The organism is Amycolatopsis sp. lyj-108 (assembly GCF_046549005.1).
In the GTDB taxonomy this organism is placed as follows: Bacteria; Actinomycetota; Actinomycetes; order Mycobacteriales; family Pseudonocardiaceae; genus Amycolatopsis.
Map to the genome: position 1 here is coordinate 100,457 of NZ_JAJPWQ010000007.1, position 14,102 is coordinate 114,558.

The following is a 14,102-nucleotide window of genomic DNA, read 5'->3' on the forward strand; positions in this document are numbered from 1 at the left end:
AATCCGGAGAAGGAAGGGATGACCGTGTCCACCGACCAATCTCCGGACCGGCCCGTCAAGATGCGCAGCCGCAGAATCCGGCCGTACGCGCTGACCGGCGGCCGGACCAAGAGCAGCCAGCTGCTGCTCGTGGAGACCCTGATCTCGGTCCCGCGCTACGACCCGTCGCTGGCCGAGGCCCTGATGCCCGAATCGCGCGCGCTGTACGAGCGCGCCCGCGACCGCTCGTCGATCGCCGAGCTTTCGGTGGGACTGGATCTGCCACTGGGCGTGGTCCGGGTGCTTATCGGCGACCTCGCCACCCAGGGCGCCGTCTTCGTGCACCCGACGGCCCACGCCTACAACCACGATACGAACGTGCTCGAGAGGATCCTCGATGGACTCAAGCGCCTCCCGGTCTGACGCCGATCTGCTGGCGATCTCCGCCAAGATCGTGGTCGCCGGTGGATTCGGCGTGGGCAAGACGACGTTCGTCGGCTCCGTCTCCGAGGTCCCGCCACTGAGCAACGAGGCATGGATGACCGAGGCCGGCGCCGGGGTCGACGAGCTGGTGCCGCCCGGGACCAAATCCACCACCACGGTCGCGATGGACTTCGGCCGGATCACCCTGCGTGAAGACCTGCTCCTGTACCTGTTCGGCACGCCGGGCCAGGCCCGGTTCTGGTTCCTCTGGGACGACCTCTCGCGCGGCGCGCTCGGCGCCGTCGTGCTGGTCGACACCAGCCGGATCGACCAGTCGTTCGCCGCGATCAACTACTTCGAGAACGACTCCGAGCTGCCGTTCATCGTCGCGGTCAACCAGTTCGAGGGCATGGCCGTGCACGACCTCGACGAGGTCCGCGACGCGCTGGCGCTGTCCCCGGACATCCCGCTGGTCACCTGCGACGCCCGCGATCCGAAGTCCGCGGTCGCGACGTTGCAGGAACTCGTATCGCACACGCTGTCTCTCGCGGTGGTCTCCGGGCCCGGCCGCGAATTCGTGTCACTCAGCTGAACGGTTCTGGGAGGAACGTCGAGGATGCGCAAGGTTCTGATCGTCGGTGCCGGGCAGTCGGGGTTGCAGCTGGCTTTGAGCCTGCTGTCCCACGACTACGACGTCACGGTGATGTCGGCGCGGACGCCGGACGAGATCCGGTCCGGCAAGGTGATGTCGACCCAGTGCATGTTCCACTCCGCCCTGCAGCACGAGCGGGACCACAAGCTGAACCTGTGGGAGGACGAGACCGTCAAGGTCGAGGGGCTCGGCGTCTCGATCGCCGGACCGGACTCCAGCCGGGTGCTCGACTGGTTCGGGCCGTTGGAGCACTACGCGCAGTCGGTGGACCAGCGGGTGAAGATGGCGGCCTGGCTGGAGCTGGTGGAGGATCGCGGCGGCAAGGTCGTCATCCACGGCGTCACCACCTCGGATCTGGCGCCGCTGGCGAAGCTGTACGACCTGGTCGTCATCGCGGCGGGCAAGGGTGAGCTGGTCCAGCTGTTCGACCGGATCCCGGAGCGGTCGCCGTACACCGAACCGCAGCGCGCGCTCTCGCTGGCGTACGTGCACGGCCTCGAGCGACGGCCCGAGCATCCGGACAAGGCGGCGGTGCGGTTCAACATCATCCCCGGCGTGGGTGAGCTGTTCATGATCCCCGCGTACACGCTGAGCGGGAACTGCGACATCCTGTTCTTCGAGGGTGTCCCCGGCGGGCCGCTCGACTGCTGGGACGACCGGCCCTCGCCACAGCAGCATCTCGACCGGATCCTGTCGCTGATGAAGCAGTTCCTCCCGTGGGAGTACGAGCGATCGAGGAACGCCGTGCTGACCGATGCGAAGGCGACGCTGGCCGGCGGATACACGCCGGTCGTGCGGAACGCGGTCGGCAAGCTGGACTCGGGGACCGCGGTGCTCGGCATGGCCGACGTCGTGGTGGCCAACGACCCGATCACCGGCCAGGGTTCCAACAACGCGAGCCATTGCGCGGCGTCCTATCTGGACTCGATCCTCGATCGCGGGGACAAGCCGTTCGACGAGGAGTGGATGGCCGCGTCGTTCGAGAAGTACTGGGAGTACGCCCAGCACGTGACGACCTGGACGAACGCGATGCTGCAGCCGCCGCCCCCGCACGTGCTCCAGATCATCGGCGCGGCGGGGGAGAAGCCCGCCGTGGCGAAGCGGTTCGCGAACGGGTTCTCCGATCCGACCGATTTCCAGCACTGGTTCCTCGATCCCGCGAAAGCGGAGAAGTACCTGGCCGAGGCCTGATTCCGGAGCGGCGATGGTCCCGCGATCGGGTTCGCGGGACTGTCGCGTTGCGCCGTTTCGGGCTACCGTGGTCACCGTGCGTGAGTACGGTCGGTGACGGCGGTGGAGGTGCGGCGCGATGCGTTCGATGTGGAAGGGCTCAGTGTCCTTCGGGCTGGTGAGCATCCCGATCCAGCTCTACGCGGCCACCGAGAACAAGAACGTCTCGTTGCGCCAGGTGCACGAGTCCGACGGCGGCCGCATCCAGTACAAGCGGTTCTGCACGATCGACGGCGAGGAAGTGCCCTACGCCGAGATCGCCAAGGGCTACGAACTCCCCGACGGCGAGATGGTCGTGCTCACCGACGAGGACATGTCGGAACTGCCGCTGGCGTCGTCGCGGGCGATCGACGTGCTCGAATTCGTGCCGCTGGAGTCCATCGACCCGATCCAGTTCGACAAGACGTACTACCTCGAACCGCAGAAGAACGCCGTCAAACCGTACGTGGTGCTGCGTGACGCGCTGCAGAAGGCGAGCCATGTGGCGGTCGCGAAGGTCGCCATCCGGCAGCGGGAGACGCTCGCGATCCTGCGGGTCCACAGCGACGTCCTGACGATGACGACGATGTTGTGGCCCGACGAGGTCCGCGTCCCGGATTTCGGGTTCCTGCACGAGGATCCGCCGCAGGTGCGGCCGCAGGAGCTGACGATGGCGGGTTCGCTGATCGACTCGCTCTCGGAGCCGGTGTTCGAGCAGGAGAAGTACGCCGATTCCTACCGCGAGGCCCTGGAGGCCATGATCGAGGCCAAGGCCGCGGGGAACGAGACCACGAAGCCGAAGGCCGTGGGCGCGAAGGCCGACGTCGTCGACCTCATGGAGGCCTTGCAGGCCAGCGTGAGCGAGGCGAAGAAAAGCCGGAAGCCTTCGACGGCCAAGAAGACCACCGCGGCGAAGAAACCCGCGTCCGGCAAGCGAACCCCGAAGAGCGCTTAGGTTTGTGGGCATCGAGTCTCGTGAGTGGTAGGGACGATCTCGACCGGCGATGTCACGTGACTGACCTGACGACACGCGTGTCGTCCCTCCCGACACGTGTGTCGTCAGGTCAGTCACGCGAAACCGCCACCCCCGCACCGGCAGTAGGCACCTGAGCCACCTGGACGGTTCTGACCGTCCTTACCACTCACGAGCCGCCGAACGGTGCCCAGCCCTCGATGACCGAAATCGTCCATTGTGGACTTGTGCCCGTCGTCACCCCGCCGTCCTCGCGACACGCCGCGCCGTATGTCAGGATCTGTCGTCCCTCGGTGGTAGTAAGGCAATCGAGGAGAACTTTTCCGAAGCGATCTTCGACCTGATCGCGGGAGGCGGCATGAACATGGAGTGCGCGTTCTGCGCCGGCGGACTCGACCACTGCCACGGAACCCTGGTGGTCCACCTCGACGGTGGTTTCACCGAATGCAGCGAGGACGGCTGCGTCGATTACGACTTCGCCCGGCACACGCTGACGATCGACTGCTTCGACGTCGACGGCGGCTGCACCTGCGCCGAGGTGGAGGCCCGGCTGCTGCTTCGGGCTTCTTGACCGGCGGCCAATACACGACTCCGGCCCGATTCGGGTGATCACGACCGATTGCCACTCGAAGGTGTGGGCGTTCGTGTACATCGTGGCCGGGAATGTGTTAACTATGACGGGGTCCTCCGGCTCTCCCTCCCCCTCGGAGCCGGGGGGCCCCTTCATGTCACGGTGCTTCCTTCGCGGTGTCGTGGATCGGAGCGCCGTCACAGGCGCACACCGCCTCCCAGACTCTTTCTCCATCCGCGTAATCCTGCGCGGGAAGGGCACCCAGCGGACCGAGGACGTCATCGCCCGCTCCGGCCGCCGCGGCGGCCCTCAGGAGTTCGTGGCGTCCACACGGGTAGGTCGCCTCCGTCAAGTACGGGCGAGGGTCCGTTCCTGCCATCGGCTCTGCCTCCTTCTCGTCGTGCGCGGCGGATACCCGGCGAGTGGTGAACGGAAACAGACCGGGCACCCGGCGTGAGGGGAACGCCGGGTGCCCGGTCTGTTTCAGTGCCGATACCGGGGGCTCGGTACCGGCTCGGTCCGGTGCTCAGTACCAGTGGGCGCGACCGCCGATGGCCTTCCCGGTGTTCCCGAGAACGGCCAGGATGATGCCGATGACCGCGAGCGCGATCCCGATCGAGTACAGAACCGGGATGCTGGCGATGACACCGACGACAATCAGGATGACGCCGAGAATGATCACGGGAACACCTTCTCCTTCGTAGTCGCCCGGCCTGAGTGCTGCCGGGGTGGGGCTACTCAAGGGATTCCCGCTTCAAGTCAGGAGAAACAGGTCCATCCGGCCGAATTTTTCACGCATTCGGCCTAACGGCCGCCCGGTCTCGTGAGTGGCCTGCGGTGCTGGCGAGCCTTCTCTTAGGTACCTACTGCGTGACCTGCGGCGCTTCTTGCGTGGTGCCAGGTTTGACGTACATGAAGGCCCCCTTCCTGTACCTAGGCGCAAGGAAGGGGGCCTTCATGTACTTGGGGAAGGTGTGAAGGTCGAGTTTCCCCGGCTGAGCCGAGGGAAGGGGGCCTTCACGCGCTGTCGCTGCAGCGCTGAGGCTTACGGGGGCCCCTTCCCTACTCTCAGGGTAGGCAAGGAGCCCCTCACGGACCGGCAATCCCGACCAGCCACCTTTGGCTCTAACCGTCCTAGCCACTCACGAGGCGGCGTGCCTCAGTACCGGTAGTGGTCCAGCTTGTACGGACCCTCGACGTCCATGCCGATGTACTCGGCCTGGCGCTTGGTCAGCTTCGTCAGCCGGACACCCAGCGCGTCGAGGTGCAGACGGGCCACCTTCTCGTCGAGGTGCTTCGGCAGCACGTGGACGTCGGTGGCGTACTCGCCCTGCTTCGTGAACAGCTCGATCTGCGCGATCGTCTGGTTGGTGAAGGAGTTCGACATCACGAAGCTCGGGTGGCCGGTGGCGTTCCCGAGGTTCATCAGCCTGCCCTCGGACAGCACGATGATCGAGTGCTTCTCACGGCCGTCGGTCGCGGGGAAGACCCACTCGTGCACCTGCGGCTTGATCTCGATCTTCTCGATCCCGGGGATCTTCGCGAGCCCGGCCATGTCGATCTCGTTGTCGAAGTGGCCGACGTTCGCGACGATCGCGTTGTGCTTCATCTTGGCCATCTGGTCGGCCATGATGATGTCGAAGTTCCCGGTGGTGGTGATGAAGATGTCGCCGCGCTCGACGACGTCGTCGAGTTCCACGACGTCGAGGCCCTCCATCGCCGCCTGCAGCGCGCAGATCGGGTCGATCTCGGTGACGACCACGCGGGCGCCCTGGCCGCGCAGCGATTCCACCGCGCCCTTGCCGACGTCGCCGTAGCCGCAGATGACCGCGACCTTGCCCGCGATCATCACGTCGGTGCCGCGGTTGAGACCGTCGATGAGCGAGTGGCGGATGCCGTACTTGTTGTCGAACTTCGACTTCGTCACCGAGTCGTTCACGTTCATCGCCGGGAAGAGCAGCTCGCCTTCCTTGGCGAGCTTGTAGAGCCGCTTGACGCCGTTGGTGGTCTCCTCGGTGACTCCGCGGACCTCCTTGGCGATGCGGGTGAACCGGCCGGTGTCGCGGCCGAGGCTCTCGCGCAGGGTCTCCAGCACGAGGTGGTACTCCTCGGGGTCTTCCTCCGTCGGCTGCGGAACGGCGCCGGCGGCCTCGAACTCGACACCCTTGTGGATCAGCATGGTCGCGTCGCCGCCGTCGTCCAGGATCATGTTCGGGAGGCGGCCGTCGCCGAAGTCGAAGAGCTGGTCGGTGCACCACCAGTACTCGGCGAGCGTCTCACCCTTCCACGCGAACACCGACGAACCCGACGGCTTGTCGACGGTGCCGTCCCGGCCGACGACGACGGCCGCGGCGGCCTCGTCCTGCGTGGAGAAGATGTTGCACGACACCCAGCGCACCTCGGCGCCGAGCGCGACGAGCGTCTCGATCAGCACGGCGGTCTGGACGGTCATGTGCAGCGAACCCGCGACCCGCGCGCCCTTCAGCGGCTGCGAATCGGCGTATTCGCGGCGCAGCGCCATCAAGCCGGGCATTTCGACCTCGGCGAGGCGCAGCTGCTTGCGGCCGGCCTCGGCGAGCGAGAGATCGGCGACGGCGAATTCGATCCCGTTGACCTTGGACAGGGTGGGGCTCACAGGTTCTCCAATCATCAAGGAAGGCAGGATGGAGCGGTCCTTCTCGCCGGTGGCGGGAAGGACGGTGTCAGTGCGGGGGTTCAGCGCACGGCCTCGACGACGAAGGCCGGAAAAGGGTTTCGACGCAAAGAAAGGCACCTCCGCAGTGGGAGGCGCCCTTACGTCTGTCGCGGCGGGCCGAGCGTGGCGGAAGAATTCCGTCGCAGCGCCTCTCGGCCCGGAACCCAGAATGGCAAAACGCCGCGAGCGCTGTCAAGGCGACGCGGGCGTGGCGAATTCGGCGCGGACGCCCAGCAGGCGGACCGGTCTGCCGAGGTCGAACATGCCGAGAACGGCCAATGCCGCCGTCTCGATCTCGGCGGGATCCGAGGTCGGGGCGGGCAGGGTCACGCTGTGTGCATGGGTGTGGAACGGTGCGAACCGGACTTTGACCGCGATCCGCGCGGCGGGCCTGCCTTCGTCGGCGACGTCCTGTGAGACGCGTTTCGCCAGCGCGACGACCTCCGCGGCCATGATCTCGGGATCGCTGAGGTTCTGCTGGAACGTCGTCTCGCGGCCGCGGGATCGCGCCACGTACGGCGTCGCGGTGACCTCGGCATCGCCGATCCCGCCGGCGAGGAGCCGGTACCACGGGCCGAGCTTCGGGCCGAACCGGGCGGCGAGGTCCGCCGGATCGGCGCCCGCGAGTTCCAGCACGGTGCGATAGCCGGCCTCGGCGAGCTTCTTCGTGGTCTTGGCGCCGATGCCCCACAGCGCGTCCGTCGGACGCTCGGCCATGACGTCCCACCAGTTGTCCTGGACGAGACGGAAGATCCCGGCCGGTTTGGCGAAGCCGGTGGCGAGTTTGGCGCGCAGCTTGTTGTCGCCGATACCGACCGAGCAGGACAGCCCGGTCTTCTCGGCCACCTCTCGCCGGACGTCGGCGGCGAGCGCTTCGGGATCGTCCGTCGTGGCGCCGAGGAAGGCTTCGTCCCAGCCGAAAACCTCGACGATCACCGGGAATTCCCGCAGCGTCGCCATCACCCGATCGGACACTTCTTGGTAGGCGGGCGCGTCGGTCGCCAGGAAGATCGCGTCCGGGCAGCGTTTCGCGGCGGTTCGCAACGGCATCCCGGACCGGATGCCGAATTCCCGCGCTTCGTACGACGCCGTCGCCACCACGGCCCGTTCGGCCGGATCACCCGTGCCGCCGACGACCACGGGTTTACCGCGCAGCTCGGGCCGCCGGGCGACCTCGACCGCCGCGATGAACTGGTCGAGGTCGACGTGAAGTACCCAGCGCACCCACTCCCGGTCGGCCATGAAGCGAGCTTAGATCGCGTCCTGTGTGTCCGCGCTAGGAGCGTTCGGCGATCTCGTCGCGCATCCGCTGCTCGTTCTCCTGCAGCTCCGGCGTGAAGTTCTCGCCGAAATCCTCGGCTTCCAGGATCTTGCGGATCTCGAGAACGATGTCACCGTGCGGGGGAGTGGGGCAGCGCTTCGCCCACTCGATCGCTTCGGCGCGCGAAGGGACATCGACGATCCAGTAGCCGCCGACGAGTTCCTTGGCCTCGGTGAACGGGCCGTCAGTGATGGTGGTCCCGGACGCGTTGATCGTGACCCGCGCGCCCTTCGAGCTCTCCTGCAGGCCTTCGCCGCCCACCAGCACCCCGGCGTCGAGCATGTCCTGGTTGAACTTCGCCATGGCGGTCAACGCCTCCATCGGCGGCATCTTCCCGGCTTCGGAATCGTCGTCCGCCTTGATGATGATCATGAACCGCATGCGTCTTCCTCCCAGTGAACCGGACGTATCGCCCGGAACCCTACCGGCGAGCGGGAAGACGGTCAGTCGCGACCGAACCGGGACAGATGCACGATCACCGCGGCGGTCACGGTGATCATCCCGGTCAGCAACAGGGCCGGGCTGTTCACCACGACGCCCAGCAGCATCAGCAGACCGGCGGTGAGGTCGAGACCCAGGAGGACGGCCAGTCGGAGCAGTGGAGGCTGGGCTGGCCTCCCCGAGCGGAGCCGGGCGGCCAACGCCGGCTCGGTGAGCTCGAACCAGCGCTCGATCTTCTCCAGCTCTTGCCGATCGTGATGGCTCAGCATCGGGCTTCTCCTTCGGCGCGCCTCGGCCGTCGACATCCACGGAATACCCAGGAGCGGAGCCGGATAAGCATCGAATTTCCCCGGATTTTGTATAACGACCTATACGGACTGGCGACCGCCGGTCTCCACGAGTGGATTTATTGCGCCATTAGGGGTTTGGGCACATCGAAAGATCGTCAAAGAGGAGAGGGCTCGGTAGCTTCTGAGCTTGTGGCCAGGGCGGCCACGGTTGCTCAATCTGGGAGGACACGAGCGATGACCATTCCCACCGAACCGATCGGCAGTATTCCCCGTCCGGCCTACCTCATCGAAGCGTTCGGTGAGCACGCGGCGGGACGACTCGACGCCGACGGGCTCGGCGAGTTGCAGGAAAAGGCCCTCCTGGACACCGTCAGGCGACTGGAGGAGACCGGTTCCCCGGTCATCACCGACGGAGAGCAGGGCAAGCCGAGCTTTGCCACGTATCCCTTGGCGGGCCTCACTTCGCTGGCTCCGGACGGCGTCGTCATCCCCTTCGCCGACGGGCACACCCGGCAGCTTCCGCGGCTCACTGCCGGACCGTTCCGCTATCAGACCTACGCCGACTCCTATCTGCGCGAGGTCAAGAAACACACGGCCAGGCCGGTGAAGCAGGCGGTGATCGCGGCTTCGGCGGTCAGCCTCGTCTATCCCGGTGAGGAATTGGCCGGATATGGCAGAGATCAGTTCATCGCCGACCTGGTGAACGAAGCCGAAACCGATATCCGCCGTAGTCTCGACGCGGGTGCCGACAGCGTTCAGATCGACTTCACCGAAGGCCGGTTGTCGCTGAAGCTCGACCCTTCCGGCGGGCTCTTGCAGTCCTTTGTGGACCTGAACAACGCGGTGCTGGACCGCTTCTCCGAGGAGGAGCGGAAGAAGATCGGTGTGCACACCTGTCCCGGTGGAGACCAGGACTCGGCGCACAGCCTCGACGTCGACTACGCCGCCCTGCTCCCGACGCTGTTCCAGCTGAAGGTGGGCAATGTCTACGTCCAGCTGGCGAGTGAGGCGGAGCCCGAGCGGGCGCTGAAGGTGATCGCCGAGCACTCCCGGCCGGAGCAGCGGATCTTCGTCGGCGTGACCGATCCGATCGATCCGCGCGTCGAAACCGTCGAGGAGGTCCGGGACCGGGTTCTCCAGGCCGCGGGATACATCTCGCCGGACCGCCTGGGCACCTGTGACGACTGCGGCTTCTCGCCGTTCGCCGACGACGTCTCGACGTCGCGGGAGACCGCGTTCGCCAAGATCGCCGCCCGCGTCGAAGGTACGCGTCTCGCCGCCGAATCCCTCTGACGTCGTGTGATGGGTGCCTTCGTCAGTTCTGGACCGCGACCCGGATCCCGAGTCCGACCAGGAAGGTGCCCATCACCGCGTCCATCGTCCGCCGCACCCGGCCGGAGCTGAAGAACCTCCGCAGCGAACCGACCAGCGTCGCCAGGACGAAGGTCCACACGACGGCCACGGTGGTGGCCAGCACGGCCAGCTGCAGGGTCTGTGCGGTCGAGGCGGAATGCGGGAGGAACTGGGGGATGAGCGCGAGGAAGAACATCGCGACCTTCGGGTTGAACAGGTTGGTGAGCAGTCCCTGCCGGAACGCCTCCTTGGGCACGACGACGGGCGCCACCTTGTCCTTGAGCTCGCTGTAGTCGCCGCGGCGCACCGCCAGCCACGCCTTGACACCGAGGAAGATCAGGTACCCGGCGCCGATCAGTTTCACCACGGTGAAGGCGATCGCCGACGCGGTGAGGATCGCCGCGACCCCGAGCGCGATCGCGACCACCCAGACGAAGACGCCGAGCGCGATGCCGAGTCCGGCGGCGATCCCGGCCTTGCGCCCGCCGAGGATCGCGCTGCGGGTCACCACCAGGAAATCCGGTCCCGGTGCCATCGCGCCGAGCAGGCAGATCAAGACGAACGAGAGTGCGGTGGCCCCGGGGATCATCTTCCGATGCTATCGCCGATCGTCGATGCCCCTGGCCATCACGGCGCCCGCGAGGTCGACGCCGTCGGGCGTCGTCACCGTCACCCGTTCGACTTCGGTGAAGCCGAACGACAGGTACAGCGGGACACCGGGCAGGGTCGCCGTCAACGTCAGCGAGGTGAATCCCTCGGCCTTCGCCGCGACACGACAGGACTCGAGGATCGCGCGTCCGAGCCCACGCCGGGTCCAGTCACCGCGGACGAACATCGCGCGTACCCGCGCCGGTTCGGTGGCCGGATCGAGCCGACGGTCGTCGTCCGCCGCATCACCGGCGCCGGCGTGCGTCTTGTTACGCCTGCTCCAGCCTCCGCAGGCGACGATCTCGCCGTCCGCCTCGTGCACGAAGTACGTGCCGTCCTCGAGTAACCGCGGATCGAGGCGCGCGACGTGCTCGGCCGCGCTCGCCGTCTGCCGCTCGTCGTAGAACCGGGGGAACAACTCCAGCACCGAGGCCCGCATCAGCGCCGCGATGGCGGGTGCGTCGGCGAGGGTGGCCGTCCGCTGGGGCGGCGTGTCCGTCGTCATGTCGCGGAAGATAACGAACGACGGCGGCTCCGCCTATCGGATAATCCCGTGGTGATCACCGACGACGGCGTTGAGCTGTGGACCTCGGCGACCGGCCAGGGCGAACCGATCCTGTGCTGCCACGGCGGCCCCGGCCTGTGGGACATGTTCGGCACACTGGATCTCGGTCCGCGATTCCGGCTGATCCGCTGGGATCAGCGCGGTGCCGGGCGCTCGGAACCGCGTGGCCCGTACACACTCGATCGGATGGTCGCCGACGTCGACGCCGTCCGGGAGTGGCACGGCCTCGACCGGGTCCCGGTGCTCGGTCACTCGTGGGGCGCGCATCTCGGTCTCCTCTACGCGCTCGCGCATCCGGAGCGGGTGAGCGCGCTCGTTTACGTGTCGGGCGTCGGCCTCGGTCACGAATGGCACGCGGAGTTCCAGCGGAAGGTCGAGCGGGTGGTGGGCGGGAAGGGCCGCGAAAGCGCGGTGCGGCAATGGACGGCCGATTTCGTGACCGACGGCGAGCGCCATGCCGAAGCGATGGCGACTCCCTGGTTCCCGGTCAACTACGAGGCGAACGCGGCGCTGAGCGAGGAGATGCGGGCGGTGCCGGAAGCGGAGCTCGTCTCGGCCTGCCGGTCACTGCGGGTGCCGGCACTGATCGTGGACGGGATGGCGGACAACCGGCCCCGGTGGGCCGTCGACTCGCTGGAAGAAGCCCTGCCGTCGGTTACACGGGTGCGCTTCGAGGGGGTCGGGCACGTGCCGTGGCTGGAGGCGCCGGACGAATTCCGGGCCGCTGTGCTCGGCTTCCTGGGTGACCGCGGTCGCGAGTGAAGTACATGAAGGACCCCTTCCTGTACCTAGGCGCAAGGAAGGGGTCCTTCATGTATGGGCATCCCGCGATCCCGACCCACCCGCCGTAGGCACCTAGAACACGGTCGGCCTTGACTCGAAACGCCACTCACGACGAACACGACACGTTCGCCTTTCCCGTCAACCCACCTAAAGGTCAGGCCTTGGTGATCGGCTGCTGCAACTCGGTGACCCACTTGTCCCCGTCCTCCGGACACTCGAGATAGAACTCCCGTGCCGGGCCGCTCGCGCGGTAGCCGTGCGCGTCGACCCACTTCGCCAGCGCCTGGTAGCTGGAGAGCACGGTCTCCATCGAGCCACGGTGCAGGATCGTCGCCGCGCTTTCCACTTCGGCGAGACTCACCGTCGAGAATCCTTCGGTGCCGTCGGTTTCGGCCGAGATGGTGACGGCGGCGTGGATCAGCACGCGTTCGCCGTCGGCGTCGTCCTCGTAGTAGGCGATGAGCGGTCCCGACGGTGTGATCGGGCCGAGCGCTCCGAACAGCTCCTTGTACAACCGCCCGACGACGGGACCGATCTCTTCGCTCACGTATCCGCTCGCCGTCCCGGTCAGCTCGGCGACGCGCACCGCGGGAAGGCTTTTGACGACGACGTCTTCGGAAGGCATGGTTCCCTCGCTTTCGATCGACCGGAGCCGCGCTTCGATGGCCTTGAGCCGCGCGTCGTCCGCCTCGATGGCTGCTTCGAGTTCGGCTCGGCGCAGCCGCAGCATCCCGCGCAATTCGTCCGTGCCGATCTCCGCGTCGAGGATTTCCTGCACCTTGGTGAGGGTGAAGCCGAGATCCTTGAGCGCGATCACCCGGTTGAGCCGGGCCAGCTGCTCGCCGGTGTAGGACCGGTAGCCGCTGAACGGGTCGACGTGGGCGGGGCGCAGCAGCCCGATGGCGTCGTAGTGACGCAGCATCCGGACGGTCACCCGGCCGTGCTTGGCGAAGTCTCCGATACTGAACATGACGCCTCCCACCGGACAGCCTGACACGGTGTCAGAGTCGATCGGTCACCGCACGAGCCGGAAGAACGATCGCACCTCGTCGGTGAACACGCCGGGTTGTTCGAAGGCCGCGAAGTGGCCTCCGCGATCGAGTTCGTTCCAGTACCGGATGTCGGTGAACCGGCGTTCCGCCCAGCGGCGCGACGGGCGCGGGGTCTCGCGCGGGAAGATCGAACAGCCCGTCGGCACGGTGATCGTGTCCACAGTGGACTCGGCGAACCAGCTCGACACCTCGGCGAAACTCTCCCAATACAGCCGGGCGGACGAAGCGCCGGTGCCGGTGAGCCAGTAGAGCGTGATGTCGTCGAGCATCGCGTCCAGGGTCAATGCGTTCTCCGGATGGCCGCCGCAGTCCGTCCACGCCTGGAACTTCTCGACGATCCACGCGCACAGCGCGACCGGCGAGTCCGCCAGCGCGTAGCCGATCGTCTGCGGCCTCGTCGCCTGCTGGATCGCGTAACCCGAACCGTCCGCCTTGGCCCTTTCGAGGTCTTCAAGCGATTTCCGCTCGGACTCGGTCAGGTCGTCGAACGTCGCCGGGTCCGGCGCCGCCAGTGGTGGGTTGAGGTGGATCCCGGCCAGCCGCTCGGGCGCCGTCCGGCCCATGAGCGTGGTGATGCTGGTGCCCCAATCGCCACCTTGGGCGCCGTAGCGCTCGTAGCCAAGGCCGTCCATGAGGCGGATCCACACGTCGGCGATGCGCTGGATCGACCAGCCCGCCCGCGCGGGTTTGTCGCTGAAGCCGTACCCGGGCAAGGAAGGGACCACGACGTGGAAGGCGTCCGCCGCGTCACCGCCGTGAGCGACCGGATCGGTGAGGGGACCGAGTACGTCGAGGAACTCGAAGATCGAACCAGGCCAGCCATGGGTGAGGATCAGCGGTAGCGCGCCGGGATGGGGAGAGCGGGCGTGCAGGTAATGGATGCCGAGCCCGTCGATCTCGGTCTTGAACTGGGGGATCGCGTTGAGCCGGGACTCCGCGGCACGCCAGTCGTAGCGCTCGGCCCAGTACGAGCACAGTTCACGCAGGTAGGCGGCGGGAACGCCTTGCGACCAGTCGTCGACGGTCTCGTCGTCGGGCCAGCGGGCACGGCGGAGCCGATCTCGGAGGTCTTCGAGATCGGCCTCCGGGATCCGGGCTTGGAACGGCGTGCTGTCCATGTCGGCTGACGCTAACGAGGGGGTCCGAC

The 14,102-nt window shown here is 67.0% G+C and carries 17 protein-coding genes; 7 read left to right on the forward strand and 10 right to left on the reverse strand.

All coding sequences use genetic code 11. From position 1 onward, the window contains the following. Positions 1-18 precede the first annotated feature (18 nt). The 5 genes from ACLJO0_RS25030 to ACLJO0_RS25050 all read left to right on the forward strand — a co-directional run bounded on the left by ACLJO0_RS25030 (position 19) and on the right by ACLJO0_RS25050 (position 3,807). Positions 19-402, forward strand: coding sequence for a DUF742 domain-containing protein (locus tag ACLJO0_RS25030; RefSeq protein WP_125781931.1), 384 nt, complete (start codon positions 19-21; stop codon positions 400-402). Further along, the gene (locus ACLJO0_RS25035) at positions 377-994 is read left to right on the forward strand and encodes a GTP-binding protein (protein WP_410580792.1); all 618 of its coding nucleotides are present in this window, start codon (positions 377-379) and stop codon (positions 992-994) included. The genes ACLJO0_RS25030 and ACLJO0_RS25035 overlap by 26 nt, the downstream gene beginning before the upstream one ends. Positions 995-1,018: 24 nt before the next feature. Next, on the forward strand, positions 1,019-2,245 hold the full coding sequence (locus ACLJO0_RS25040; RefSeq protein ID WP_396562575.1) for a styrene monooxygenase/indole monooxygenase family protein: 1,227 nt from the start codon (positions 1,019-1,021) through the stop codon (positions 2,243-2,245). A gap of 118 nt (positions 2,246-2,363) precedes the next feature. Next, positions 2,364-3,218: a Ku protein gene (locus ACLJO0_RS25045; protein WP_410580793.1), complete on the forward strand. Its 855-nt coding sequence runs from the start codon at positions 2,364-2,366 to the stop codon at positions 3,216-3,218. A 376-nt stretch (positions 3,219-3,594) separates the two neighbouring features. Beyond that, the gene (locus ACLJO0_RS25050) at positions 3,595-3,807 is read left to right on the forward strand and encodes a hypothetical protein (RefSeq protein WP_410580794.1); all 213 of its coding nucleotides are present in this window, start codon (positions 3,595-3,597) and stop codon (positions 3,805-3,807) included. 157 nt (positions 3,808-3,964) lie between these two features. On the opposite strand, the gene ACLJO0_RS25055 is transcribed toward ACLJO0_RS25050, so the two are convergent. From ACLJO0_RS25055 to ACLJO0_RS25080, 6 genes are all read right to left on the reverse strand, one after another. Further along, a complete protein-coding gene (locus ACLJO0_RS25055) occupies positions 3,965-4,186 on the reverse strand; it encodes a DUF2795 domain-containing protein (RefSeq protein WP_410580795.1) in 222 nt (73 codons plus the stop codon). Between the two features lie 147 nt (positions 4,187-4,333). Further along, positions 4,334-4,489, reverse strand: coding sequence for a DUF6131 family protein (locus tag ACLJO0_RS25060; protein ID WP_007034891.1), 156 nt, complete (start codon positions 4,487-4,489; stop codon positions 4,334-4,336). Positions 4,490-4,966: 477 nt separating this feature from the next. After that, positions 4,967-6,442 (reverse strand): adenosylhomocysteinase, encoded by a 1,476-nt coding sequence (gene ahcY / locus ACLJO0_RS25065; RefSeq protein ID WP_410580796.1) that lies wholly within the window; start codon positions 6,440-6,442, stop codon positions 4,967-4,969. Positions 6,443-6,694: 252 nt separating this feature from the next. Further along, positions 6,695-7,744, reverse strand: a complete 1,050-nt coding sequence (locus ACLJO0_RS25070; RefSeq protein WP_410580797.1) for a DNA polymerase IV — start codon at positions 7,742-7,744, stop codon at positions 6,695-6,697. Positions 7,745-7,778: 34 nt separating this feature from the next. Then, on the reverse strand, positions 7,779-8,204 hold the full coding sequence (locus tag ACLJO0_RS25075) for a YciI family protein (protein ID WP_410580798.1): 426 nt from the start codon (positions 8,202-8,204) through the stop codon (positions 7,779-7,781). Between the two features lie 62 nt (positions 8,205-8,266). Then, complete coding sequence (locus tag ACLJO0_RS25080) at positions 8,267-8,533, reverse strand: DUF3040 domain-containing protein (protein WP_396562561.1); 267 nt, start codon at positions 8,531-8,533, stop codon at positions 8,267-8,269. 255 nt (positions 8,534-8,788) lie between these two features. Between ACLJO0_RS25080 and ACLJO0_RS25085 the strand changes: the two genes are divergently transcribed. Then, positions 8,789-9,847 (forward strand): cobalamin-independent methionine synthase II family protein, encoded by a 1,059-nt coding sequence (locus ACLJO0_RS25085; RefSeq protein ID WP_410580799.1) that lies wholly within the window; start codon positions 8,789-8,791, stop codon positions 9,845-9,847. Positions 9,848-9,869: 22 nt separating this feature from the next. On the opposite strand, the gene ACLJO0_RS25090 is transcribed toward ACLJO0_RS25085, so the two are convergent. Then, positions 9,870-10,496 (reverse strand): LysE family translocator, encoded by a 627-nt coding sequence (locus tag ACLJO0_RS25090; RefSeq protein WP_410580800.1) that lies wholly within the window; start codon positions 10,494-10,496, stop codon positions 9,870-9,872. A gap of 9 nt (positions 10,497-10,505) precedes the next feature. Beyond that, positions 10,506-11,060: a GNAT family N-acetyltransferase gene (locus ACLJO0_RS25095; RefSeq protein ID WP_410580801.1), complete on the reverse strand. Its 555-nt coding sequence runs from the start codon at positions 11,058-11,060 to the stop codon at positions 10,506-10,508. Positions 11,061-11,111: 51 nt separating this feature from the next. Between ACLJO0_RS25095 and ACLJO0_RS25100 the strand changes: the two genes are divergently transcribed. Further along, entirely contained in the window at positions 11,112-11,882 is a 771-nt protein-coding gene (locus tag ACLJO0_RS25100) for an alpha/beta fold hydrolase (RefSeq protein WP_410580802.1), read from the forward strand. A 175-nt stretch (positions 11,883-12,057) separates the two neighbouring features. On the opposite strand, the gene ACLJO0_RS25105 is transcribed toward ACLJO0_RS25100, so the two are convergent. Next, entirely contained in the window at positions 12,058-12,873 is an 816-nt protein-coding gene (locus tag ACLJO0_RS25105) for a MerR family transcriptional regulator (RefSeq protein ID WP_410580803.1), read from the reverse strand. 45 nt (positions 12,874-12,918) lie between these two features. Beyond that, the gene (locus ACLJO0_RS25110) at positions 12,919-14,073 is read right to left on the reverse strand and encodes an epoxide hydrolase family protein (protein WP_410580805.1); all 1,155 of its coding nucleotides are present in this window, start codon (positions 14,071-14,073) and stop codon (positions 12,919-12,921) included. Positions 14,074-14,102 lie beyond the last annotated feature (29 nt).

Coding starts and splice junctions, on each gene's coding strand:
- ACLJO0_RS25030 (WP_125781931.1), top strand. CDS start 19: ATGACCGTGTCCACCGACCAATCTCCGGACCGGCCCGTCAAGATGCGC.
- ACLJO0_RS25035 (WP_410580792.1), top strand. CDS start 377: ATGGACTCAAGCGCCTCCCGGTCTGACGCCGATCTGCTGGCGATCTCC.
- ACLJO0_RS25040 (WP_396562575.1), top strand. CDS start 1,019: ATGCGCAAGGTTCTGATCGTCGGTGCCGGGCAGTCGGGGTTGCAGCTG.
- ACLJO0_RS25045 (WP_410580793.1), top strand. CDS start 2,364: ATGCGTTCGATGTGGAAGGGCTCAGTGTCCTTCGGGCTGGTGAGCATC.
- ACLJO0_RS25050 (WP_410580794.1), top strand. CDS start 3,595: ATGAACATGGAGTGCGCGTTCTGCGCCGGCGGACTCGACCACTGCCAC.
- ACLJO0_RS25055 (WP_410580795.1), bottom strand. CDS start 4,186: ATGGCAGGAACGGACCCTCGCCCGTACTTGACGGAGGCGACCTACCCG.
- ACLJO0_RS25070 (WP_410580797.1), bottom strand. CDS start 7,744: ATGGCCGACCGGGAGTGGGTGCGCTGGGTACTTCACGTCGACCTCGAC.
- ACLJO0_RS25075 (WP_410580798.1), bottom strand. CDS start 8,204: ATGCGGTTCATGATCATCATCAAGGCGGACGACGATTCCGAAGCCGGG.
- ACLJO0_RS25080 (WP_396562561.1), bottom strand. CDS start 8,533: ATGCTGAGCCATCACGATCGGCAAGAGCTGGAGAAGATCGAGCGCTGG.
- ACLJO0_RS25085 (WP_410580799.1), top strand. CDS start 8,789: ATGACCATTCCCACCGAACCGATCGGCAGTATTCCCCGTCCGGCCTAC.
- ACLJO0_RS25090 (WP_410580800.1), bottom strand. CDS start 10,496: ATGATCCCCGGGGCCACCGCACTCTCGTTCGTCTTGATCTGCCTGCTC.
- ACLJO0_RS25095 (WP_410580801.1), bottom strand. CDS start 11,060: ATGACGACGGACACGCCGCCCCAGCGGACGGCCACCCTCGCCGACGCA.
- ACLJO0_RS25105 (WP_410580803.1), bottom strand. CDS start 12,873: ATGTTCAGTATCGGAGACTTCGCCAAGCACGGCCGGGTGACCGTCCGG.
- ACLJO0_RS25110 (WP_410580805.1), bottom strand. CDS start 14,073: ATGGACAGCACGCCGTTCCAAGCCCGGATCCCGGAGGCCGATCTCGAA.